General features: G+C 50.0%; 19 protein-coding genes. 17 read left to right on the forward strand and 2 right to left on the reverse strand.

Annotated features, from left to right (window positions below; all coding sequences use genetic code 11):
* Positions 1 to 152: 152 nt before the first annotated feature.
* The 10 genes from nrdR (at position 153) to ribA (ending at position 7608) form a co-directional block, all read left to right on the forward strand.
* Positions 153 to 629 (forward strand): transcriptional regulator NrdR, encoded by a 477-nt coding sequence (gene nrdR / locus IDZ20_RS07300; RefSeq protein ID WP_188150765.1) that lies wholly within the window; start codon positions 153 to 155, stop codon positions 627 to 629.
* Between the two features lie 6 nt (positions 630 to 635).
* On the forward strand, positions 636 to 1721 hold the full coding sequence (gene ribD, locus IDZ20_RS07305; protein ID WP_188150766.1) for a bifunctional diaminohydroxyphosphoribosylaminopyrimidine deaminase/5-amino-6-(5-phosphoribosylamino)uracil reductase RibD: 1086 nt from the start codon (positions 636 to 638) through the stop codon (positions 1719 to 1721).
* Positions 1722 to 1832: 111 nt separating this feature from the next.
* Positions 1833 to 2492: a riboflavin synthase gene (locus IDZ20_RS07310; protein WP_188150767.1), complete on the forward strand. Its 660-nt coding sequence runs from the start codon at positions 1833 to 1835 to the stop codon at positions 2490 to 2492.
* A gap of 42 nt (positions 2493 to 2534) precedes the next feature.
* Positions 2535 to 3644 (forward strand): bifunctional 3,4-dihydroxy-2-butanone-4-phosphate synthase/GTP cyclohydrolase II, encoded by a 1110-nt coding sequence (gene ribBA / locus IDZ20_RS07315; RefSeq protein WP_188150768.1) that lies wholly within the window; start codon positions 2535 to 2537, stop codon positions 3642 to 3644.
* 32 nt (positions 3645 to 3676) lie between these two features.
* Positions 3677 to 4144: a 6,7-dimethyl-8-ribityllumazine synthase gene (gene ribH / locus IDZ20_RS07320; protein WP_188150769.1), complete on the forward strand. Its 468-nt coding sequence runs from the start codon at positions 3677 to 3679 to the stop codon at positions 4142 to 4144.
* A 73-nt stretch (positions 4145 to 4217) separates the two neighbouring features.
* Positions 4218 to 4664 carry a transcription antitermination factor NusB gene (gene nusB, locus IDZ20_RS07325; RefSeq protein ID WP_188150770.1) on the forward strand — a complete coding sequence of 149 codons (447 nt, stop codon included), beginning with the start codon at positions 4218 to 4220 and terminating at the stop codon, positions 4662 to 4664.
* Positions 4665 to 4717: 53 nt separating this feature from the next.
* Positions 4718 to 5680 carry a thiamine-phosphate kinase gene (gene thiL / locus IDZ20_RS07330; RefSeq protein WP_188150771.1) on the forward strand — a complete coding sequence of 321 codons (963 nt, stop codon included), beginning with the start codon at positions 4718 to 4720 and terminating at the stop codon, positions 5678 to 5680.
* The gene (locus IDZ20_RS07335; protein ID WP_425443419.1) at positions 5676 to 6197 is read left to right on the forward strand and encodes a phosphatidylglycerophosphatase A family protein; all 522 of its coding nucleotides are present in this window, start codon (positions 5676 to 5678) and stop codon (positions 6195 to 6197) included. Before thiL ends, IDZ20_RS07335 begins: the two co-directional genes overlap by 5 nt.
* Positions 6198 to 6210: 13 nt before the next feature.
* Positions 6211 to 6948, forward strand: a complete 738-nt coding sequence (locus tag IDZ20_RS07340; RefSeq protein ID WP_245792185.1) for a TIGR02281 family clan AA aspartic protease — start codon at positions 6211 to 6213, stop codon at positions 6946 to 6948.
* Positions 6949 to 6993: 45 nt separating this feature from the next.
* The gene (gene ribA, locus IDZ20_RS07345; protein WP_188150773.1) at positions 6994 to 7608 is read left to right on the forward strand and encodes a GTP cyclohydrolase II; all 615 of its coding nucleotides are present in this window, start codon (positions 6994 to 6996) and stop codon (positions 7606 to 7608) included.
* 86 nt (positions 7609 to 7694) lie between these two features.
* On the opposite strand, the gene IDZ20_RS07350 is transcribed toward ribA, so the two are convergent.
* Complete coding sequence (locus IDZ20_RS07350) at positions 7695 to 9440, reverse strand: cation:proton antiporter domain-containing protein (RefSeq protein WP_188150774.1); 1746 nt, start codon at positions 9438 to 9440, stop codon at positions 7695 to 7697.
* Positions 9441 to 9746: 306 nt separating this feature from the next.
* On the opposite strand from IDZ20_RS07350, the gene IDZ20_RS07355 reads away from it, so the two are divergent.
* From IDZ20_RS07355 to IDZ20_RS07385, 7 genes are all read left to right on the forward strand, one after another.
* Positions 9747 to 11192, forward strand: coding sequence for a circularly permuted type 2 ATP-grasp protein (locus tag IDZ20_RS07355; RefSeq protein WP_188150775.1), 1446 nt, complete (start codon positions 9747 to 9749; stop codon positions 11190 to 11192).
* A 156-nt stretch (positions 11193 to 11348) separates the two neighbouring features.
* The gene (locus tag IDZ20_RS07360; protein WP_188150776.1) at positions 11349 to 12308 is read left to right on the forward strand and encodes an alpha-E domain-containing protein; all 960 of its coding nucleotides are present in this window, start codon (positions 11349 to 11351) and stop codon (positions 12306 to 12308) included.
* Between the two features lie 111 nt (positions 12309 to 12419).
* Positions 12420 to 15737, forward strand: coding sequence for a transglutaminase family protein (locus IDZ20_RS07365; protein ID WP_188150777.1), 3318 nt, complete (start codon positions 12420 to 12422; stop codon positions 15735 to 15737).
* 20 nt (positions 15738 to 15757) lie between these two features.
* Positions 15758 to 15931 carry a hypothetical protein gene (locus tag IDZ20_RS07370; protein ID WP_188150778.1) on the forward strand — a complete coding sequence of 58 codons (174 nt, stop codon included), beginning with the start codon at positions 15758 to 15760 and terminating at the stop codon, positions 15929 to 15931.
* Between the two features lie 13 nt (positions 15932 to 15944).
* A complete protein-coding gene (locus tag IDZ20_RS07375; protein ID WP_245792186.1) occupies positions 15945 to 18503 on the forward strand; it encodes a circularly permuted type 2 ATP-grasp protein in 2559 nt (852 codons plus the stop codon).
* Complete coding sequence (locus IDZ20_RS07380; RefSeq protein ID WP_188150779.1) at positions 18503 to 19381, forward strand: transglutaminase family protein; 879 nt, start codon at positions 18503 to 18505, stop codon at positions 19379 to 19381. Before IDZ20_RS07375 ends, IDZ20_RS07380 begins: the two co-directional genes overlap by 1 nt.
* 130 nt (positions 19382 to 19511) lie before the next feature.
* A complete protein-coding gene (locus tag IDZ20_RS07385; RefSeq protein ID WP_188150780.1) occupies positions 19512 to 20480 on the forward strand; it encodes a FecR domain-containing protein in 969 nt (322 codons plus the stop codon).
* Between the two features lie 178 nt (positions 20481 to 20658).
* Here IDZ20_RS07385 and IDZ20_RS07390 read toward each other — a convergent pair whose 3' ends face one another.
* Entirely contained in the window at positions 20659 to 23205 is a 2547-nt protein-coding gene (locus IDZ20_RS07390) for a CHASE2 domain-containing serine/threonine-protein kinase (RefSeq protein ID WP_188150781.1), read from the reverse strand.
* Between the last annotated feature and the right edge of the window lie 64 nt (positions 23206 to 23269).

Genomic DNA, 23269 nt, shown 5'->3' on the forward strand with positions numbered 1-23269 from the left:
ATCTCGGCCAATAGCTCGCCGCCCATCTTTACTAAACCTCCCATTACCCCGCTCTAGCTCGGCAGCCTAAAGCAAAGGGCTGCAGGCGATATTTGTGCTAATATGCGCACGAAATCAACATCATCCCCTTTGATAGTCGTGGAACTGCTCTGATGTACTGCCCCTTCTGTAACGAAACTGATACTAAGGTTATTGATTCTCGCTTGGTCGCCGACGGCGGTCAGGTTCGTCGTCGGCGCGAGTGCTTGTCTTGTCATGAGCGTTTTACCACCTTCGAAGCCGCTGAATTATTGATGCCAAAAGTGATTAAGCAAGACGGTACACGGGAGCCGTTCGATGAGCAAAAACTGCGTAACGGATTGCAGCGCGCTTTAGAAAAACGGCCGGTAAGTGTTGAGTCGATTGAGTCGTCGCTGAATAGTGTACGTCACTATCTACAGGCGTTGGGCGAGCGCGAGGTTAAGTCGCTGGTTATCGGTGAGCGGGTAATGGAAGAGCTGCGCAATCTGGATCAGGTTGCCTATGTTCGCTTTGCTTCGGTCTATCGCAGCTTCCAGGACCTAAGCGAATTCCAGCAAGAAATCGACCGCCTACAAAAAAAACCTGAAGTAAAGTCTAAAGAGCCCTAAGCGCTAATGTCCTTGTCTGATCGTCAACATATGACGCGAGCGCTCGAATTGGCGGCCCGCGGTCTCAATACCACTTCACCTAACCCGCGTGTCGGCTGCGTTATTGTTGCCGCCGATGGTCGGCTTCTCGGCGAGGGCTGGCATCAGCGGGCTGGCGAAGCTCACGCTGAAGTGAATGCGCTAGATGCGATTGTCGGTTCGGACTCTGCAAGTGGCGCCACCGCTTACGTTACCCTCGAACCTTGCTCCCACCAGGGACGAACAGGCCCTTGCGCCGTGGCATTGGTTGCCGCCGGAGTAGCTCGAGTTGTCTACGCTATGGAAGACCCTAACCCTGCAGTTGCTGGGCGCGGTTTGGAGATTCTTCGCGACGCTGGAATTCAGGTCGACGGCCCGTTGATGGAAGAGGAAGCGCGCAATCTGAACCCGGGTTTTATTAAGCGCATGCAAACCGGTATGCCGATGGTGCGCTGTAAGTTGGCGATGAGTATGGACGGTCGCACCGCGATGGAAAGCGGCGAAAGCAAGTGGATTACCGGCCCATCGGCACGTCAGGACGTACAGCGTCTACGTGCGCGCAGTTGTGCCATTATTACCGGCGTAGATTCGGTTTTGCTGGATGACCCGCTGCTGACAGTGCGTTTGCCGGATAGTGAGCGCCAGCCGTTGCGAGTTATCGTTGATACCCACCTCAGGGTGAAGCCGAGCGCCGAGATCTTTACCCAAGAGGGACGCACAATTGTTGCTACCTGCGCTAAAGATAGAATCGCGGCTAGCGGTTTTGAGTGCTGGCTGCTACCCGAAAAAGACGGCCGCGTAGATCTGCATGAACTCTTAAAGCGCTTGGCTGCAGAGGGTTGTAACGAGATTCTTTTGGAGACCGGCGCAACGCTCGCTGGTGCCTTTGTGCGCAAGGGCTTCGTTGATGAGTTTTGGGTGTATATGGCGGCTAAATTTATGGGGAGTGCCGCGCGACCTTTATTGGGCTTCCCGATAGATACTATGGGGGCCGCGTTAGAGCTTAGTATTCAGGACGTACGCGCAGTTGGTCCCGATTGGCGAATTATTTCAATTCCCGATCCCGAGGCGTAGCAGTACTTGTTTGGCTCGAATCCGGTGAGCCCGCAGCAGCTGGATTGAGGCACAAATGCTCCGCAAAACACACACATTGTGCATTCTATTATTATCAATAATCGGTAGTTTATGTTTACAGGAATAATCGAAACCATAGGTGAGATCGTATCGCTTGAACGGCGCGGTGGCGATCTGCGCCTCGAAGTCTTGGCGCCTGCGCTGGATTGGTCCGATGTTGCCCTCGGTGATTCAATCGCCACCAATGGTGTGTGTTTAACCGCTGTGAAGCTAACCGGCCAGAGCTTTGTCGCCGATGTTTCGGTCGAAACCCTCAACTTCAGTACTATTAAGTATTGGAGCCTTGGTGCAAAGGTCAATCTTGAGAAGGCGCTTACCCCGCAGACGCGTCTGGGTGGGCATCTTGTCAGCGGTCATGTCGATGGTGTCGGCGAGGTAGTAAAACGCTATACAGATGCTCGTTCAGAGCGTTTTACCCTCAGAGCGCCAAAAGAGCTAGCTAAATATATTGCCCATAAAGGCTCCATTACGATTGATGGCACTAGCCTTACCGTTAACGCCGTAAATGGCGATCAGTTTGAATTAAATATTGTGCCGCACACATTGGTAAAAACGGTGATTGGCAGTTATGGTTCAGGTACTAAAGTTAACCTAGAGGTCGACGTGATTGCTCGTTACCTAGAGCGGTTATTGCTGGGTGACAAGGCCGCCGAGGCCAATGGCGCGGCGCTAACTGAAGCCTTTTTAGCGGATAACGGCTACCTCAAATAGCACTTGCCACACTCTAAACTCAGATACGAGTCGTAAAACAGTATGGAATTGAATACAACAGAAGAGCTCATTGACGATATTCGTCAGGGTAAAATGATTATCTTGATGGACGACGAAGATCGTGAAAATGAAGGTGATTTAATTATCGCGGCCGATCAGGTGCGCGCCGAAGATATCAACTTTATGGCTCGCAACGCCCGCGGGTTAATTTGCCTTACGCTTACCGAAGCGCGCTGTCGCCAGCTCGATTTGCCTTTAATGGTGCGCGACAACCGCGCCGCTCACGCCACTAACTTTACCGTTTCTATTGAGGCCGCCGACGGCGTGACCACAGGCATATCGGCAGCCGACCGTGCTCGTACTGTACGTGCGGCTGTAGCGCGCGAGGCCAAGCCAAAAGATATCGTCCAGCCTGGCCACATATTTCCGCTGATGTCCCAAGCGGGCGGTGTGCTTAGTCGGGCAGGGCATACCGAGGCCGGTTGCGACCTGTCTAGTCTTGCAGGGCTAGAGCCCGCAGCCGTAATAGTGGAAATTATGAATGAAGACGGTACCATGGCGCGGCGCCCCGATCTGGAGACCTTTGCCAAGGAATTCGATCTTAAAATAGGTACTATTTCCGATTTAATTCAATACCGCACGATCAACGAGAAAACCGTTAGCTGTATCAACGAGCGTACCGTCGTCACCGATTTTGGCGAATTTACCTTAAAGACCTATCGTGACTCGGCTCGAGAAGAACTGCATTTCGCCATGATAAAAGGCGATGTTGCAGGGTCGGAACCGGTATTGGTGCGAGTGCATGTGGGCAGCACTGCGCGCGATGTGCTCACCCTGCGTCGCGACGTTAGCGATGCCGACCGATCTTGGCACTTTCATGCGGCCTTAAAAAAGGTTGCCGATGAAGGCCGAGGCGTGGTGGTGTTGATTTGCCATAGCGAAACGACCGAGGAAATTGAAGAAAGTATCGATTGGTTGCTGTCAGGCAAACCTGTTCGCCCAAAGCGAGATGTTGGCTATAAGCAGGTAGGTACCGGCTCGCAGATACTTCAGGATCTCGGCGTTCAAAAGATGCGTTTAATGAGCGCGCCACTGAAATTTAAAGCACTTTCGGGGTTTAACCTCGAAGTTGTTGAGTATGTAAACGCGTAACAGATTAATTAAAAAGACGAGTAGGACGGCAAATGACTATCAAAGTAATTGAAGGTAATTTTAAAACGGTAAGCGGAAAATATGCGCTTTTGGTAAGCCGCTGGAATAGCTTTGTCGTGGAGCACCTTAAAGACGGTGCAATCGATACTTTGCGTCGCCATGGTGTTGAAGACAAAGATATCGAAATCGTTTACGCCCCAGGCGCGTTTGAGTTTCCTCTGGCGGCACAAAAAATTGCTAGTACTGGTCGCTACGACGCCATCATCGCGCTCGGAGCGGTTATTCGTGGCGGTACACCACACTTCGATTACGTGGCGGGAGAATGTACTAAAGGTTTGGCTCAGGTATCACTGAACTCTGGTTTGCCGATTACCTTTGGTGTTTTAACCGTGGACTCCATCGAACAAGCGATTGAACGCTCCGGTACCAAAGCGGGTAACAAAGGCTCTGAAGCCGCCGCTACCGCATTGGAAATGGTGTCGTTGTTTAACAATCTTTAAGTTGAAGATTAACTGCGCACGCCGGTCTTTTGAGCTGGTGTGCGCTTTTGTTTTTTTATAGGTAATGAATCAGATGAAAGTCTCCGCCGCCACTCGCAGTCGCGCCCGTCACTTTGCTATGCAAGCCATTTATCAGTGGCAGATTAGTAGCAACCCTATTAATTTGATTGAGGCCGAGTATCACGCCGACAACGATATGTCGAAAGTGGATACCGAGTACTTTCACGAATTGTTTCACGGTGTTGCCAGCAGTAAGAGTGAATTAGATGAGCAATTCACTCGCTATTTAAAGGGCATGACTTTGGAGCAGTTAGACCCGGTTACTCTGGCGTTGCTGCGTCTTTCGACTTACGAATTTAAAAATCGTATCGATGTCCCCTACCGCGTAGTTATAAACGAATCGGTTAACCTAGCCAAAAAATTTGGCGCCGAAGATAGCCATAAGTTTGTCAATGGCGTTCTCGACCGAGTGGCTGGCGATCTGCGTAGCGCGGAAGTTTCGGCTAAGCGAAGGTCCTAGTATTTAATCCTCAGCTCGCAATATTAGTTGTGGGCTTAACATCGCGTTACTCAATGAACGAATTCGCTCTAATTAAGCGCTATTTTCAAGATGCTCAAACTGCCTCGCAGGTGGTGCTGGGTATCGGTGATGACTGTGCTTTGCTGGATATCCCAGGCCATCATCATTTGGCGGTTTCGGTGGATAGTTTAGTTGAGGGGGTACACTTTCCGAAGACTTATGCGCCGGAGAAAATTGCAACGCGTGCCTTTGCTGTTGCCCTGAGTGATTTGGCGGCAATGGGTGCTAAGCCTCTAGGGTTTACCTTGTCGCTAACCCTGCCAGAGGCTCTCGTTAGCGACGCGTGGTTGGCGCCATTTGCCAGCGGCTTGCTTCAGGTGGCGGCTCAGTACCGCTGCCCGCTTATTGGTGGTGATACCACTCGCGGCCGGCTTACGGTCGGCGTTCAGGTTTTAGGTGCTGTCGAGCAGGGTAGAGCTCTAACACGCAGCGGTGCTGAAGCCGGTGATCAGGTTTTTGTTACTGGCCCGCTTGGCGACGGTGCCGCAGCTCTCGCGGTGTTGATGGGTGAGCTAACCTTGCCAGCTGAACAAAGTGCCTATTTAGAGCGACGCTTTAGTCAGCCTCAAGCGCGAATAGCGGCTGGCAGGGCATTGCTAGGAATAGCATCCAGCGCGATAGATATTAGTGACGGCCTGCTCGCAGACTTGGGTCATATATGTGATGCCAGTGGCGTGGGGGCTCGTTTAGAGTTAAGTGGTATACCCTACAGCCGAGGCTTGCAGTCTTATGTCCGCCCGCAGCAATTGTTGCAGTGGGCGCTCAGCGGTGGCGATGATTATCAGCTGTGTTTTACCCTGCCACCCGAGCAGCGTCCAGCACTTGATCGTCTTTGCGCCAATGGGCAGTTGGAAGCCCATTGTATCGGTGAGATGGTTCTACATAGCGGTATCGATTGCCGTCTTAATGGTGCGGTTTACCAGCCAGAAGCTACAGGATATTCACATTTTGATTGATGATACCTCAACGCCGCAAAGTTCGCCGGCTATCGGCCCCAACCCGCGGTTTTCCGATCTATTAAGGGATTTTAAGCTATTGCTGGCGTTTGGCTTTGGCTCCGGCCTGTCGCCGATCGTCCCAGGCACTATGGGTACGCTTAGTGCGGTCCCCTTTATGTTGGCTTTGTTGCTGTTGCCTTTGCCCGCCTATTTACTTTGCTTATTGGTAGCCTCGGTATTCGGAGTCTATCTTTGTGGGTACGCCTCCAAACGTTTGGGGGTGCATGATCACAAAGGTATTGTTTGGGACGAATATGTTGGCCTGTGGATTACCTTTATCGCCGTACCGGTCAGTTGGCAGACTCTGCTGGCGGGCTTTGTGCTGTTTCGGTTTTTCGATATGGTCAAACCTTGGCCCATCTCGATTGCGGACCGAAAGATTCACGGTGGCCTAGGCATCATGCTGGATGATATTCTGGCCGGTAGCGCCGCTTGGGCGTTAATGCAGCTAGCTATGTGGTACCAGCTGATTTAGTTGAGGAGTGGTTATGGTCGTTGATCTAACTCGCGAATTTGCAAGGATTGTAAAAAGGCTAAAGGTTTCGGTATGTCTGATGTGTAGTGCATTTGTTTTGCGCAGCGCGTTCGTTTTGTTACGCACCGTATTGCTTGTGTTGACCGTACTTTGCTCGACTTCGGCACTAGCACAGCAAGTAGAAGTGCGGCTGTTATTCAAAGGAAGTGCTGTTCTAGAGATCGATGGCAAGCACCGCACCGTAAAAGAGGGTAAAACAACGCCTGAAGGTGTCACCCTTGTCGAAGCCACGAGCAAATATGTAGTAGTCGATATTAACGGTAAGCGAGAAAAATTAGTGCTCTCCCGTCGCGTTGGTGGCACTTATAAAGATGCGGGTAAATCTACCGTGCGCATTGCTAGCTCTGCTTATGGCCACTACGTGACTGGCGGCCAGATAAACCGTAGGTCGGTGCAGTTTATGGTGGATACCGGCGCAACCAGTATTTCCCTAAGCTCGGTTGCTGCAGAACGTATCGGCCTTAGCTATAGCAATGGCGAACAGATGCGGGTTGGTACAGCTAATGGCAATGTGACGGGTTATCGCGTGCTATTAAGTAGTGTTAGCGTCGGCTCAATATCTCTAACCAATATTGAAGCTATCGTTATCGAGGGCGAATTTCCTGAAGACGTGCTCTTGGGGAACAGTTTTTTAAGCCGGGTCGAAATGAAAGTCGACCAAGGTGTTTTGGTTTTACAGGCAAAATATTAAAGCGGAACTCAGTTCTAAGCTGAGCCGATATGTAAGGAAAATTGAGTGGCAGTAACCTACGTTGAATCATCCAAGCTTCCCACCGCGATGGGAATGTTTGAAATGCACGGGTTTGCGGACGACGACTCGGACAAAGAACATGTTGTGCTAACAATGGGCGATTATCGTCACGCCGATGTGTTGTTAGTTCGTATCCATTCGGAATGTTTAACGGGCGACGCCTTATTCTCACTGCGTTGCGACTGTGGCGCACAGTTACAGGCGGCCATGCATCGCATTGCGGTTGAAGGTCGCGGTGCTATTTTTTATTTGCGGCAAGAAGGGCGCGGTATTGGCTTACTGAATAAAATTCGCGCTTACCGCCTGCAGGACAAAGGTGCCGATACCGTTGAGGCCAATGAGCAGTTGGGGTTCGGTGCCGATATGCGCGACTACTCAATCTTGAAGCCGATGTTTGCGCAGCTGGGTATCAGCAAGGTTAAGCTGTTAACCAACAATCCGCGCAAAGTTAAGGCCTTAGTTGATTTGGGGATTGATGTGGTTGAACGCATTGCCCACGAAACCGGTCGCAACCCCCACAACGCACACTACCTCGCTACCAAGAAGGGTAAGCTTGGACATTTACTGGTTGAGGGCGACGACGATGCTGCTGGCGCTTAGCGACATCTTATAGCGATCGCTTAGCTCGCCGACTATTTCATTATCTATCTAAAATCCATCTGTAGGCGTAACGGTTTTTTACGTCTTTACGACTGGTTTGAAGCCGAGCGCCCTAGAGGTTCGGCTGCTGCAATCTCACCTGTTGGCATCTTTACTTCTGAGTAGTAATCAATTTTAAAATTCGTCATTGTCAGTTCAATTTGCTCCGTTTCAAACCCCAGCAGCATCAGCGCTTCTCGAGCGATTTCTGTGCTAGCTTCGAATGTTTCCGATACGGTGAACTGAGCCCCGCTGGCTCGCAAAACGCGACAGAGATCGCGATTGTGTGCGCGCGCAAAAATAGGAACGTGCGGGAAGTTACTGTGAAGAGCGTGCACAACTTTTTCGGCGCCTTCTAAATTGTCGATTGCGACTATCGCAAGGGGGGCCGAACCGGCGCCTGCTGCACGTAATACCTCGGGTTTTTGCGCTTCACCAAAATAGACGGGGTGGCCGCTCGCTCGGGCGGCGTTGACCTCCGCGATTTTGTTGTCGATAGCAATGTAGGGAACATTCATACGCTCGAATAGCTCACCAATACGTCTTCCCATGCGGCCGTAGCCCGCGATGAGAATGGGCGATTTCGCTCGGGTTTCGGCATCAATTTCGGCGGCATCACCACCGTCTAGGACAAGACGCTCAGAGGCGAGTGCGCGTCTCGCTAACAAGTTGAGCAGCGGCGTTACCAGCATACTTAGTAGAACGACGACGAGTAATTTTTGAAATAATGCCGGTTCCAATAGTGATTTCTGGAAGGCAACGGCAAACAATACAAGGGCGAATTCGCCACTTTGAGCGAGCAAGTAGGCCAATGCCTGTGCGGGGCTGCTGGCGATTTTAAACAGCCTCGCCAATACAAAAAGAATCACAAATTTTAGCGCTATCAGGGTGATTAATGCCGTAACAATTAACAGCGGTGATTCCAGTAGGGTTTGAATATTGAGCGACATACCCATCGCCATAAAAAATAAGCCGAGTAATAGACTGCGAAAGGGCTCGATTTCAGCGGTAATTTGGTGGCGGAAGGATGAGTCTGCAATTAGCAGCCCCGCGACGAACGCGCCCATCGCCATTGATAGGCCCGCGGCTTCAAAAGCGCCAGCAAAACCCAATACCAGCAAAAGTGCGGTAGCTGTGAATATGTCGGGCGATGCAGCATTCGCGAGCAGATTCAGCAGCGGGTTCAATATAAAGCGGGCTGCCAAAACAATCAGGACAAGAATAAAAAGCGCCTCAGCAAAGGCAATAACAACGTCGGCGGCAAAGTTGGAACTCCCTTGGCTAACAAGAGATAAATAGGCTAAGAGCGGTACCACCGCTAAATCTTGCATAAGCAATACGGCGATGGCCGGGCGACCGTGAGGGGTGTTGAGTGCTTTAGTTTCGCTTAAAATTTGTAGTACGAAAGCGGTCGAGGAGAGTGCGAAGGCAGAGCCGAGCAATATTGCGACTGGCCAGCGAACCGCTAAAAAATAATTGAGTAATGCTGTTAACGCGAGCGCTGTAATTACCACTTGCGCCCCGCCTAAGCCGAATACATGCACGCGCATTTTCCAAAAACGCGAAGGCTTTAGTTCGATACCTATAACGAATAATAAAAGTACAACGCCAAGTTCCGACAGGTGTTGAATATCGTCAAATTCACTAAAGTAACCAATTCCAGATGGCCCAAGAATGATGCCGGCCACAAGGAAGCCTGGAATGGTGCCCAGCTTAGACCATTGGAAAATGGGTACAGCAATGACGGCAGCTGCAAGTAGAACGATTATGTCGGTAAGATAGTGAGCGGGCACGGGTACCACCTTGAGGGTTTATCGAAACAAACCAATTGGTTATAGCAATACTGAAAATAGCACGACCTAATCTAACTTGGTATGAGTATTGCGATACTAATTCACACTAGCGCTAAGGGCGCTGCGATTATTTGTCATTTTAACTAAAAACCATGATTATTGTTGAGCGTCTTGCATTTTCGGTAGCGTAAAGCCGATAAGGATATGATTAAATGTGAATGCGCGTAACGATGAATATCTACCCCTCCCATAGGTACTATAGCTGGTACTAATGATTCTCCTACAAAAAGAAAAGAGTGCTTATTAATGGCCAATGATTGGAAAAACTATTCCTCCGGCGATTTTTTCGATGAACTCATGAGCAGCCCCGGGAACGCCCGTCAGCCAGCCCGTAAAATTGTTTCCTACCTTAAATCGCTGAGCGCAGAAGATATTGCGGCTCGCAGGCAGGCGGCGGAAAGTACAATCCGCGAAATGGGGGTTTCCTTCACAGTTTATTCGGAAGGCGGCAACATCGATCGCGCATGGCCATTCGATATTATTCCCAGGGTGATTTCAAATAAGCAGTGGGCAGTTGCCGAGGCGGGTTTAAAACAGCGCTTGAGAGCGCTTAACCTGTTTATTAACGACCTCTACCACGACCAAAAAATTATTAAGGATGGGATCATTCCAGAGTTCGTCCTAAAGCAGTCGAAAAACTACCGTAAAGAATGTGAAGGCATAACGCCCCCATTTGGGGTGTGGGCTCATATCTGCGGCACCGATTTGGTGCGCGCGGGTGATGGCGAGTTCTATGTGCTGGAAGATAATTTACGCGTCCCTTCTGGCGTGTCATACATGTTGGAAAATCGCGCAATCACTAAGCGTGTATTGCCCGAGCTATTCGAGCAGAGCGAGATTGCTCCAGTAGATGATTACCCCGCCAGATTGTTTGATACGCTTGCTGCACTATCACCGCGCAAAGGCAAAAAGCCTGTGATCGTGGTGTTGACACCCGGCATCTATAACTCCGCTTATTTCGAGCATGCGTACTTGGCGCAACAAATGGGCGCGGAGCTGGTGGAAGGTAGCGATCTGGTGGTTGATTCCGACGACTGCGTTTATATGAAGACAATTTCTGGACTGGAGCGAGTCGATGTTATTTATCGCCGCATCGATGATTTGTTTCTCGATCCCGAGGTGTTTGATAAGAAATCTGTACTGGGAGTGGCCGGATTGATGCGTGCTTGGCGCGCGGGTAACGTCGCTTTAGCCAACGCGCCTGGCGCGGGCGTTGCGGACGACAAGGTGGTTTATGCCTATGTTCCGCAGGTGATCAAATACTATCTAGATGAAGATCCGATTTTGCCAAACGTCGAAACCTTTCTTTGCTACGACGATAAACAGCGTGAATATGTGTTGGCTAACCTTGATAAACTCGTGGTTAAGCCTGCCAATGAATCGGGTGGTTACGGCATGTTAGTCGGGCCGCATTCAACCAAAAAAGAACGTGAAACCTTTGCTGGTCTTATCAAGGCAAATCCACGCAACTATGTTGCGCAGCCCACTCTAGCGTTGTCGACCGCACCGACGTTGGTGGAGAAAAATGAGCTAGAGCCGCGCCATTTGGATCTGCGCCCGTTTATCTTGCAGGGCAATGACATCTATGTAACCCGCGGTGGATTAACACGCGTGGCGATGAAAAAAGGGTCGTTAGTGGTGAATTCATCTCAAGGTGGTGGCAGTAAAGATACTTGGATAGTTGATGCATAGCTTTGCTTCAACTCGAAGTTTCCGCTGAAAGTGAATCAGTTAGGTTCGCAACCTATTCGTTCGCAACTTATTTGTTGCGATGTAATTAACGCCGCGCTGTAAAACAGCGGCGAAGCTAAAAGCCGTAATTTAAGAGCTTAAATAGGAGCTTAAACAATGTTGTCAAAAGTGGCCGAACGTGTTTATTGGACCGCCCGCTATTTGGAAAGAGTGGAAAACACGGCGCGTTTAATTCGGGTGTACGACAACCTTTTATTCGATTTGCCGCGCTCATTAAATTTTGGTTGGTACAACTTGATTATTATCAATAGTGCGCAAAAAGAGTTTGGCGAGCGCTATACGGTTGAAGATGAGCGCAACGTAATTAAATTTTTGTTGGGCGACGAATCAAGCTCATGCTCGATGGTGACGTCGCTGCAAATGATTCGAGAAAATGTGCGCACCACTCGCGATGTGGTGCCCGAAGAAACGTGGGAATTGGTGAACGAACTCAGCCTGTATGTTGAAGCTAATATTCAGCAGGGCGTGAATCGCAGCCAGCGGCACACATTCTTAGATGGCGTGGTGAAGGGTTGCCAGCAAATACTCGGTTTACTCTACGGCACCATGCCGCACGATGCCGCTTGGGATTTCCTGCGTCTGGGGCGTAACCTAGAGCGAGCCGATATGAATACCCGCATTATGGATGCCGGTATTACGGCAGTACTGCACGTCGAAGACAACGATACTGCGGTAAATAGCCGACAGATTATTTGGGGGAATGTCTTGCGTTCATTAGGTGCGGACCAAGCCTATCGTCGCACTACTCGTGTCGCTGTTAGGGGCGAGACGGTCGCTCACTACTTACTTGAAGATCGGGAATTCCCTCGTTCCATCGCTCACTGTGTGGGCGCCATTATTCAATCTGCAGCGGCGCTACCGCGCTCGAAAGATGTTGTCACCGCGCTAAAACAAATAGAGAGTAATCTATTCGATGAGGTTGATTATCAGCAACTCGGAGACCCGCTGCGAGAATACATTAACGACTTGCAGCAGGAGTTGGCGGCTATCCATAGTTTAATCGCAGGCAATTGGTTTGCCGGTATGGAGCAGAGTCAACAGCAGGCCGCGGGTTAGACTTCACTCTCAACTCAAATTGTGATCAAAAAGCCTTACTAGGCGCACGGCGGCCCGCTTCGTTGGCCGCTGCATGAGCCGATTCATATCCAACACTGGAGCAGTATCAACATGACCATTCGCGTCGCTATCCGCCACAAAATGCATTACGACTTTGATCGTATGGTAACGCTATCGCCGCATGTAGTGCGTTTGCGTCCAGCTCCTCACTCACGTACGCCAATTCATAGTTACAGCCTCAAAGTTCAGCCCAGCGATCATTTTTTGAATTGGCAGCAAGATGCTTTTGGTAATTATTTGGCACGTTTGGTATTTCCAGAGCGGACTAAAAAGTTGTGGGTGGAAGTTGAAGTGCAAGCCGATATGACGGTTATCAATCCGTTCGACTTTTTCCTTGAAGAGTATGCCGAGCATTTCCCCTTTGAATATGAAGAGCAGTTGAAAAAAGAACTGGCGCCCTATTTAGAAAAGAAAGAGACGGGGCCGCTATTTGCAAAGTTGCTCGCTGATATTCCTCGCGAAAAAAAGCGCATGAACGATTTCTTAGTTGAAATCAATCAGCATGTCCAAGGGTTAATCGGTTATACCATTCGAATGGAGCCGGGTGTGCAGGCGCCGGAAGAAACACTCAAGCTCGCGAAAGGTTCCTGTCGCGATACCGGTTGGCTGTTGGTGCAGCTGTTGCGTCACCTCGGTTTAGCGGCACGATTCGCGTCTGGCTACTTAGTGCAATTAAAGCCCGATGTGAAATCACTCGATGGCCCATCGGGGGCGGAGGAAGACTTTACCGACCTACATGCCTGGTGTGAAGTTTACGTGCCCGGTGCCGGCTGGGTTGGGCTCGACCCAACTTCCGGGTTATTTGCTGGTGAGGGGCATATCCCTCTCGCGTGTACGCCCGATCCGGTGTCTGCCGCGCCTATTACCGGTTTTACCGACGAGTGTGAGGTCGAGTTTTCCTACGTAAACGACGTCGCGCGAATTCTGGAAGACCCGCGCGTAACCAAGCCTTATAACGAAACCCAGTGGCACGAAGTGATGGCCATGGGTAAAACAATTGACGCCGAGTTATTAGCGAATGACGTGCGTCTAACGATGGGTGGCGAACCCACATTCGTTTCCGTTGACGATATGGAGTCTGCTCAGTGGAATACCGGCGCGTTGGGGGCAGACAAGTTGCGCCTAGCAAAAACCCTGTTGCTACGTTTGCGCGATCACTTCGCGCCCAAGGGTTTGCTGCACTATGGACAGGGCAAGTGGTATCCCGGTGAAGAGGTGCCGCGCTGGGCGCTGGGATTGTTTTGGCGCAAAGACGGTCAGCCCCTGTGGCAAAACACTGAGTTACTTGCACGGGTAGATAAAGACTATGGGTTTGATGTGCGCACGGCGGCGAAATTTGCCGATCGTTTGGCGAAATTACTGGGTGTTGGTAAACAGTTTGTTAAGCCCGCTTACGAAGATGCCTTGCATTATTTATTGCAAGAACAAAAGTTGCCGAATAACTTTCAGCTACTAGCTGCGAACATTAAAGATGACCTTGGCCGTAGACGTTTGGCGCGCTTGTTGGAGCGCGGCTTAGATCAGCCCTCCGGTTTTGTGTTGCCAGTCGGTTGGGATAGTTCAAGTATGGGGTGGCGTTCTAGTAATTGGGAATTTAAGCGTGAGCGCTTAATCCTGATTCCAGGCGATTCGCCTGTGGGTTTGCGCTTGCCACTCGGCGAGCTGCCTTGGGTAGAAGAACATGAGCGCGAAGAAGATATTCCCGCCGATCACTTTGCGCCTAAAGAGCCGTTGCAAGACCCCGCAAAAATGGAATTTAAAGCCACCAAGCGGGTGAAGGAAAGCCGTGAAGTTGTGCGTACGGCAATGTGCTTTGAAGTGCGCGAAGGGCGCATGCACCTGTTCTTCCCGCCGTTACAAGAGTTGGAGTCCTACGTTAATTTACTTGCGGCAATTGAAAAGGTTGCAGTCGATTTGAATGTGCCAGTGGTTATCGAAGGCTATGAGCCACCACGAGATTCTCGGATCGAAAAACTCGCCGTCACCCCAGATCCAGGGGTGATAGAAGTTAATATTCATCCCGCCAACAATTGGTCTGAGTTGGTCGAAACCACCGAAGAACTGTACAAAGCGGCCCATGAGTCTCGGCTTGCCAGCGAAAAGTTTATGTTGGATGGTCGTCACACGGGTACTGGCGGTGGCAACCACGTCACACTTGGTGGCGCCACGCCTGCGGATAGCCCCATGCTACGTCGCCCCGATTTGCTTCGCAGTTTAGTTACCTTCTGGCAGCATCATCCGAGCTTGTCTTATCTGTTTTCCAGTGCCTTTGTCGGCCCAACATCACAGGCGCCACGTGTCGATGAGGGTCGCGATGAAATGCTTTACGAGCTGGAAGTTGCCTTTCAGGAGATGCCTGAAGGCGATGTTGATAAGCCTTGGTTAGTCGATCGCCTGTTGCGCAACCTGTTGATTGACGTTACGGGTAACACTCACCGCGCTGAATTTTGTATCGATAAACTTTACTCGCCGGATTCTGCTACAGGCCGTTTGGGTATCCTTGAGTTCCGCGGCTTTGAAATGCCGCCGCACAGTCGTATGGCGCTAGTTCAGTTCCTGTTGATCCGTTCGCTTGTGGCTTACTTTTGGAAGAAGCCTTACCACAAGCCACTAGTTCGCTGGGGTACGCTACTACACGACAAGTACATGTTGCCTTACTATATTTGGGAAGATGTTAAAGAAGTGGTCGCAGAGCTCAATCAGGCCGGTTACGACTTTAAAGAAGAGTGGTTGCTACCATTCGAAGAGTTCCGTTTCCCGCACTACGGCCGTGTCAAGATCGATAATATCGAAATTGAACTGCGTTGGGGTATTGAGCCTTGGAATGTGTTGGGCGAAGAACTTGGTAGCCACGGTACAGCTCGCTATGTTGATTCATCGGTTGAACGGCTGCAGGTACGGGTTACCGGCTTAACCGAAGGGCGCTACGTATTGGCCTGTAATAACCGCCGGGTGCCGTTGCGTGCGACCGGTCGCCACGAAGAGTATATCGCTGGGGTGCGCTATCGTGCTTGGGCGCCGCCTTCAGCGCTACACCCCACGATTGGCGTGCATACGCCACTTACCTTTGATCTGATCGATACCTGGAATGGTCGTGCAATTGGCGGCTGTACCTACCATGTATCTCACCCTGGTGGACGCAGTTACGAAACCTTCCCGATCAACGCCTTTGAGGCGGAGTCGCGGCGTGTTAGTCGCTTCGAGCAGATGGGGCACACGCAAGGTCCGTATACACCAAAGCCGGATATCAATGCTATGCGAGGGGTGGTGCAAACCCCTCGCACTAACGAGCCTATGTCACCGCCAGCGGAGGAGCTGTCGGGTGAATTCCCTAATACTCTCGATTTACGCAGGAAGCCGCGAACTTGAAAGTCGTTTAGGTAAAAGCCGTGCCGTGTAAAGACGTTGCGGCTTGTGGGGTAATGCCGCAACGCGAGGGGCCATATTTCTCTTCGCGAGTTGGCTGCGAAGTGGTACGCTATCCGGCCGCAAGCTCTGTGGCAGTTGGTTTTATGGGCGCGGATAATCGTTGGGCGGCTATGCTTTTAGTTGCTGTTCACTAACAGAGGTAGCTCCGTGTCGCAAACCCAGTTTTCTTCTATGCCCCCCTTGTCGTTGAACTACTCCGCGGCTGCTGGCCGAGCAGACGAAGTTTTCAATGAAGACGGCATCGCTAAGCCCCATTGGCAGCAGCTTTTGAAGAGTTTGCAGACCATGGGCAGCGGTACGCTCGCTGAACGTCACGATAAAGCATCCCGCATCCTCCGCGACGATGGTGCTACCTATAATATTTACGGTGATACTAAAAACCCCAGCCGAACCTGGGGGCTCGACCTTGTGCCCGCCGTTATTGGCAGTGAAGAGTGGGGCGTTATTGAGTCCGGTTTGCTGGAGCGTGCGGAACTGTTAAATGCCTTTCTGAAGGATATCTATGGGCCACGTGAGTTGGTGCGTAGAGGCGTAATTCCACCAGAGGCAATCTTTGCTCACGGCGGTTTTTTGCGTGCCTGTCATGGCATTCAAACCGGCGGTGAGCACGAGCTTATCCTGCATGCCGTCGACATGGTTCGCACCGAAGATGGCAGTATGTGCGTGCTTACGGATCGCACCCAGGCTCCGAGTGGCATGGGTTACGCTCTGGAAAATCGAACCGTTATGTCGAGAGTGCTACCGAGCTTGTTTCGCGACAGCCATGCCCATCGATTAGCGCCCTTTTTCCAGCGGCTACGTACAAAGCTAGCCTCACTGTCGTCAGCCCACGATCAGCCTAGAGTGGTAGTGCTCACGCCAGGTGCTCACAATGAAACCTACTTCGAGCATGCATATCTAGCCAACTATCTCGGCTTCCAGCTGGTACAGAGCGGTGATTTAGTCGTTCGCAATGGCTTTGTGTGGATGAAATCGCTGGATGGCCTTAGCCGTGTTGATGTTATTTTGCGTCGCGTGGATGATTGGTACTGCGATCCCGTAGAGCTTCGCAGCGATTCCCAGTTAGGCGTGCCGCATTTACTTGAGGCGGTGCGTGCCGGACGCGTTATTATTGCCAACCCACTTGGTGCCGGCATTCTTGAAAACCCCGTATTCCTAAAGTTCATGCCGGCTATAGCCAAAGCGTTGTTGGGGCGCGAACCACGTCTCGCGTCGGTGGCAACTTACTGGTGTGGACAAGAAGACGACATGGCCTATGTACTGTCGCATTTAAATGAGTTGGTTATTAAGCCGACGCTTAGAAGCAATGGTCTGAGTAGTGTGCACGCGGCTAATCTCAGCGAAGCGAAGCGCAAAGAACTGATCGCCAGAATAAAAGCCCACCCTTGGCAATATGTGGCGCAATCGCGTTTAGTGGCGTCTCACTTGCCAACATTTGTCGGCGGTAATTTGCAGCCGCGGCCGAGTATTTTGCGCAGTTTTGCGGTGGCTTCCGATACCTCCTACGCAATCATGCCTGGCGGATTAACGCGAGTGGGTACAGATGAGGGCGCATTTCTAATTTCTGGTCAGGTAGGCGCTCAGAGTAAAGATACCTGGGTGATATCCTCCGAACCGGAGGTGTCACCAGTAGATGGTGCTGGCGCTGATGCGCCGATAGTACCGAACGAAGCACAGTTAATTAGCCTGCCCAGCCGAGTTGTCGAAAACTTATTTTGGATGGGACGCTACGCTGAGCGAGCCGAAGCAACACTGCGAATTTTACGTACGGCATTTATCCTGCTTAATGGTGAAGACCCTGTTTCGGAATCGAGCCGACGTTATCTGCTGGCGGCGGTAACCGAGATTACTGGCACCTTGCCCGGTTTCAAAAACTGCAGCCCCGAATTGTTGGCCAACCCCGAGGCAGAACTTCTACGTTTGGCGAAAGATCCGAATATGTTCGGCAGTGTTCATTACAACCTCACCGCGATGCTGCGCAGTGCAGATGAATCAAAAGAGCTTCTCTCGTCTGACACCATGCGGGTAATCAATGATATTCGCGATGCGCTCGATAACCTCGAAACAAACCTATCGGGTGATGACGGCTCAGCACCGGAAGAAGCTTTAGACCCATTGGTTACCGCATTAATGGCGCTCGCGGGCCTTACTCACGAAAGTATGGTGCGTGGCATAGGTTGGCACTTTATTGAAATAGGCCGCCGTACCGAGCGTGGCGTACAAACACTAAAAATTCTGGAAGGCCTATTGATCGACGTCCTGCCAGAGCACGATCAAAATACCTTATTAGAAGCCTTGCTGTTATCGGTTGAAACGTTAATTAGCTATCGGCGTCGCTACCGCGCTCGAATGAGTGTGCGCCAGGTGTTGGAAGTCAGCATGCTAGATGCAACCAACCCGCGTTCGGTGCGCTTCCAGTTTGATCGACTGAAGAAATATATCAATGCACTGCCGCGAGTGAAATCGACGAATGCCGAATTAAGTACCGAAGAAAAATCGATACTGGAAGCGGATACGCGCATTCGCCTAACGGATTTATCGCTACTGTGTGAACGGGATTCGAGCGATAAAACGCGGCCGCAGCTTAAAACTATGTTGGGGCAACTACAAAAAAGCCTGGCGGATATCAGTACTATCGTCAGCGATAAATATTTTGACCACAAGGCTGGCCCGCAGCAGCTTGTGCGTCGTAACTGGGAGGACTAGTGCGCTACCGTATACGTCATACCACGGAGTATAAATATTCCGCCAGAGTCGCTAATTGTTACAACTTAGCCTATATGGTGCCGCGTAGTTCACTGCGGCAAACTTGCGATAAAAATTCGATATCCATATCGCCACAACCTGCATTTAGTAATCGCCAGGAAGATTATTTTGGCAATATCTCTCACCACTTTGAAATTCAACAGCCCCATAAAAACCTAGTAATTACTGCGGAAAGCGAGGTGGACGTCAACCCACAACACTCGTCGCTGAACATGGATTTTGGTATCACCTGTGCAGAAGCAAAACAGATCTTAGCAAAATCTAAATCCTTGGATGTACTTTTAGCACGCGAGTATATGTTGGATTCCTCAATGGTGCGCGCGAGCGATGAGTTGCGAGAATACGCCGCGCCGTCGTTTACTGATGACCGCCCATTTGTTTCGGCAGTCGCCGATTTAACTAAGCGAATTTTTACCGAGTTTACCTACTCCCCAGAAGCGACCACTATCGCAACGCCCTTATCGGAAGTATTGCAAACACGTAAAGGTGTTTGCCAAGACTTTGCACACCTGCAGGTCGGCTGTTTGCGTTCGCTGGGTTTTCCCGCCAAATATGTCTCTGGTTATATCGAAACCCTACCGGCGCCAGGAACCGAAAAACTTGTTGGAACCGATGCGACTCACGCATGGATATCAGTGTATTCACCAACCGAAGGTTGGTTTGAATTTGACCCGACCAATGATCAAATTTGCGGTGAGCAACATATCATAACCGCTTGGGGACGCGACTATTTTGATGTTACGCCGTTACGTGGTGTTATTTTCGGCGGCGGCGACAATCCAATTCTAAATGTCTCTGTTGATGTTGCGCGAATATAAATACTCCAGCTAGATTTTTCGAATGTAAAACTCGGTAAAATTAACCTTGCGTATTAGCTGCTGGGGTACTACATCGTTCTGAACGCTTTATACTAGCCTGAATAAATAAAACACGCGGGAAGAAATTGCTATGCCATCTATTAAATTTAAACGCAAAGCCTTAGCGCTGGGTGTGATCGTAGCGTTCAATTCATTCGTTGTGCATGCCAGTCAAGAGTATCAAATAAAGCCTGGGGAGCATATTCTCGGGATTTTACGAAGCGCTGGGTTTGAGGGTGACTACAAAACACTTTTACCGGTTTTGGAACAGGTGGTAAGTTTAAATCCCGACCGTTTCTCCAGAAAAAGCCTCGACTTAGTCTATCCAGGCGAGGCTTTAGTATTTCCTGATAGCCCAATTGTCGAAGTTGTCGAGCCGGAGCCAGAACCTACTCCAGAGCCGGAACCAGAAGTTATTGCCGTGCCAGAGCCGGTAGTGGACTACATTGGTGTCGCCAACGTATTGGCAGACAAAGTAAAGCTGCGCCGAGAGCAAACGCAGCAAGAGTTGAGTGGCAAGATCGATGTACTAGAAAAAGATAATTTCACTACCAATGAGTCTGGTGGTATCGAACTGACATTAGCGGATGAATCGCAGTATAAGGTTGGTCCCAGTAGTAGTTTTTCCGTTGAGATTTTTCAATACAAACCAAGTTTAATGGAAAAATTTAGCGCTAAATTAAATTTGATCGCAGGTGCCTTGAGTATCAAATCAGGCAAGGTTGGCAAAGGTCGTGACGATTCCTACCAGTTGATTACCTCTACCGCGACCCTCGGTATTCGTGGTACCGATTATACGGTGAGAGTTTGTGAGGGTTCCGGGTGTGGCGATTTGGTTGGAACAACTGCGGCCGTTAAAGACGGTACTATTTTTGTGGCGACGCCGGACGGCCCCGTTGATGTGCAGGTCGGTGAGTTTGTACAGATAGAAACGAAAGGTGCTGCCCCTATTGTTGGTGATATTCCAGATGGGTTTTTTGATCTGAATTTAAGCCCAGGTGATGTTAAAAAGACTTGGTGGCAGAAAGTGACTAGTTACGTTAAAAGTGCAATTAACTAATAGACCGTAGTTACGCTTAACACTGCAATATTATTAACGAAACAAGGCGCTAACATTGTTAGCGCCTTGTTTCGTTTGCCATAGCTAAATGGTCTACGGCATTAGCGTATTTGTGTTGAGACATTCCCAATTATCGGCATATGAGTACGCAGGTAATTCCACAGGTTAAAATCATCTATTACGATTGCGTTTTTAACCTAATCAAAATTTTCGAAAGTTCATCCAGCAACTCAGCCGCATCTTGAAAGCGGTTTTCGGGTTCTTTCTCTATAGCCTTGTGAACCACCTTGCACAAATCTTCCGGTAGCGCGGGGTTTAGTTCTGTAAGCGCTGGTGCATCGACATTCATAAGCTGGTACGCAAAGGCGTTTATATTTTCGGTAACGAATGGCTGCTGACCGCAGAGCAGTTGATAGAGTGTAACGCCTAATGAATAAATGTCGGTACGGCCATCAAGCTTGGAACTCTTCATTTGTTCGGGAGACATATATCCTGGAGAGCCCATAATCAGGCCAGTCTGCGTGACGCTGGTAGTCATGATTCTGGCGATACCGAAGTCGGTAACCGTCGTTTTTTCGTTGCTAACATCGTACATAATATTGGAAGGCTTTATATCGCGGTGGACGACGCCCTCGGTGTGGGCATAACTGAGCGCACTCGCGCAGGCAATGCCGATTTTAATGACCTTTTCGAGCGCTAATAAATTATCGGCATGGGTATATTTTTGAAGGTTATCGCCAGTGAGATATTCCATCGCAATGTAGGCTAGATCATGCTCTTCACCGACGTCGTAAATAGTAATGATGTGAACATGATTTAAATTACCTACCGCTTCAGCTTCGCGGAAGAATCGTAGCTTTGCCTCTTCAAGCGATGTGCCTTCATATTCGCGGGTTAGCTCTAATGTTTTAATCGCAACGGTGCGATGTATACGAGGATCTTCGCCGAGGTAAACGAGCCCCATGCCGCCGCGGCCAATTTCTTTAATAATGCGGTAGCGACCAAAAGTTGGGTTCTCTAATGCGAGATTGGCCGAGTCTGACGCTATTGTTTGGGCGTTACCATCGACACTTGTAATGGCGCCAGTTAAGCCGACTCCGGTATGACTATAAGAGACCTTGCGCTGTTCAATATCTTTAAAGTTAGGCTGAAAGGCATGGATGTAACTATAGACGTTGGCTGCTTTTGCATGCTGGCGTTTACGTTCGAAGTCCAAACCCAACCCATATAAGGCTTCGGCTAGCTCCTGATTTTTAACACAGCGTCTAAACTTATCGAAGGCTAAATCTAGCTGGCCTTGGCCCTGATAGGCCAAACCGAGCGCGCGATTATTGGCGTCCTGCTCAAGCTCTGAAACAACTTGTTGCTGTTCCGTGGCAAAAAATCGTTTAACTGTAAAAAAAACATAGCCCAGAATTAACAGAATAATGGGAAGCACTAATGGCAGCCAAAGATTAAAGCGCGACATCGACTGAGCTTGAGTGAATGACAGCAACAATACCGCAGCGAGAGTAATTAATACGCTTGCACGTCCAGTTACCTTCGGGATTAAAAGTATCAAGCACAGCGCTGCTAAAATATACGCCGCCAAGCTAACAAACACAGCCCAACTTGGAGAAGCGATAAGATCGCCGTTTAAAATGCTGGAAATTGAATGTGCTAAGGCGATAACCGGTGGCATGTTAGCGTCTATGGGCGTGAGTTGCGTCGTGCCGACGCCTTCTGCCGACGCACCAATTAGTACGATTTTATTTCGGTATTTTTCAAGAGATAAATTGCCGACATAGGCATCGTAAAAAGAGTCGACTTGAAATGCGGTAGGATTATAGTTAGATCGATAAAAGAAAGGGTGAACGGCCAGATAAGCATCTGTTGCTATGTGTATCCCACCCAGATCAATGCCCATACCCGGCACTATTAGGATATCTTCACTGCTTAGATTCAAACTATGCGCAGCGGTGACTAATGAAAGCGATGGGTAGTGTGCGCCAAAGTAGTCAATAATGAGCGGCACAGAGCGAATTTTACCATCGCTATCGGCGACGCTGTTTAGGTGGCCTACACCTGCGGCAGCCTGGCCGAATCTATTTAGAGGTAATGTTACACCTTTTGCAAAAGGCGGAATAACTTCGCGGCCAGCGGTAAGGGCGCTACTAATCTTTATTGGAACCGTCTGCTTGCGAACAAAATCAGGTAGTTGCGCGTTGGGATTTCCGCCTGGGAGCCCCAATTGAAACAGCATGGGTAATAAAACGTTTCCGGCAGTACTGATACTGGCTTCGAGTTGTTGGTCGGTATCTAAGGTTTGGATGACGGTGTCGAGATTATCTTTAATTTGATCGAGCGCGCTGACTTCAATGCCCGTCGTTTGTAAATCGTGGCGAAGTTGTTGCAGCGCAGCTAGGCCGCGATCCGTTTGTGGCTCAAACAAAAAAGTAGTAGCGACAATCGTTTTAGCTCCAGCGTTCGCGAGTTTGTCTATCAGTTGTGCTTGGAGCTCGCGGGGCCACGGCCAGCGGCCAAGGTTAGCGATACTTTTGTTGTCGATTGCAATGATTGCAATATCGCTGTTGGCACTACGACTCATGGTTTGTAGGCCCCAATCGTACGCGGCCAATTCAAGCGATTGAAGTGGAGCCGTTTTTGATAAAAGCAGAAGGCCTATGGAGATAACTAGCGCTTGAAACCAGTCGCTAGACCAGAGGGAGCGTTTGTGAGAAGCCATGGATGTGTACCCTTGTAGCTGTTGCGCCGCCACCTTTGTGTTGGGTGAACTTATACAGAGGGTG

The sequence above is a fragment of the Teredinibacter waterburyi genome, assembly GCF_001922985.1.
Lineage (GTDB): Bacteria > Pseudomonadota > Gammaproteobacteria > Pseudomonadales > Cellvibrionaceae > Teredinibacter > Teredinibacter waterburyi.

What these genes read in the sequence shown, in the direction of transcription:
- nrdR (WP_188150765.1), top strand. Translation starts at nt 153, where the DNA reads ATGTACTGCCCCTTCTGTAACGAAACTGATACTAAGGTTATTGATTCT.
- thiL (WP_188150771.1), top strand. Translation starts at nt 4,718, where the DNA reads ATGAACGAATTCGCTCTAATTAAGCGCTATTTTCAAGATGCTCAAACT.
- IDZ20_RS07355 (WP_188150775.1), top strand. Translation starts at nt 9,747, where the DNA reads ATGGCCAATGATTGGAAAAACTATTCCTCCGGCGATTTTTTCGATGAA.
- IDZ20_RS07340 (WP_245792185.1), top strand. Translation starts at nt 6,211, where the DNA reads ATGGTCGTTGATCTAACTCGCGAATTTGCAAGGATTGTAAAAAGGCTA.
- ribBA (WP_188150768.1), top strand. Translation starts at nt 2,535, where the DNA reads ATGGAATTGAATACAACAGAAGAGCTCATTGACGATATTCGTCAGGGT.
- IDZ20_RS07390 (WP_188150781.1), bottom strand. Translation starts at nt 23,205, where the DNA reads ATGGCTTCTCACAAACGCTCCCTCTGGTCTAGCGACTGGTTTCAAGCG.
- IDZ20_RS07360 (WP_188150776.1), top strand. Translation starts at nt 11,349, where the DNA reads ATGTTGTCAAAAGTGGCCGAACGTGTTTATTGGACCGCCCGCTATTTG.
- ribH (WP_188150769.1), top strand. Translation starts at nt 3,677, where the DNA reads ATGACTATCAAAGTAATTGAAGGTAATTTTAAAACGGTAAGCGGAAAA.
- IDZ20_RS07385 (WP_188150780.1), top strand. Translation starts at nt 19,512, where the DNA reads ATGCCATCTATTAAATTTAAACGCAAAGCCTTAGCGCTGGGTGTGATC.
- IDZ20_RS07365 (WP_188150777.1), top strand. Translation starts at nt 12,420, where the DNA reads ATGACCATTCGCGTCGCTATCCGCCACAAAATGCATTACGACTTTGAT.
- ribD (WP_188150766.1), top strand. Translation starts at nt 636, where the DNA reads ATGTCCTTGTCTGATCGTCAACATATGACGCGAGCGCTCGAATTGGCG.
- nusB (WP_188150770.1), top strand. Translation starts at nt 4,218, where the DNA reads ATGAAAGTCTCCGCCGCCACTCGCAGTCGCGCCCGTCACTTTGCTATG.
- IDZ20_RS07310 (WP_188150767.1), top strand. Translation starts at nt 1,833, where the DNA reads ATGTTTACAGGAATAATCGAAACCATAGGTGAGATCGTATCGCTTGAA.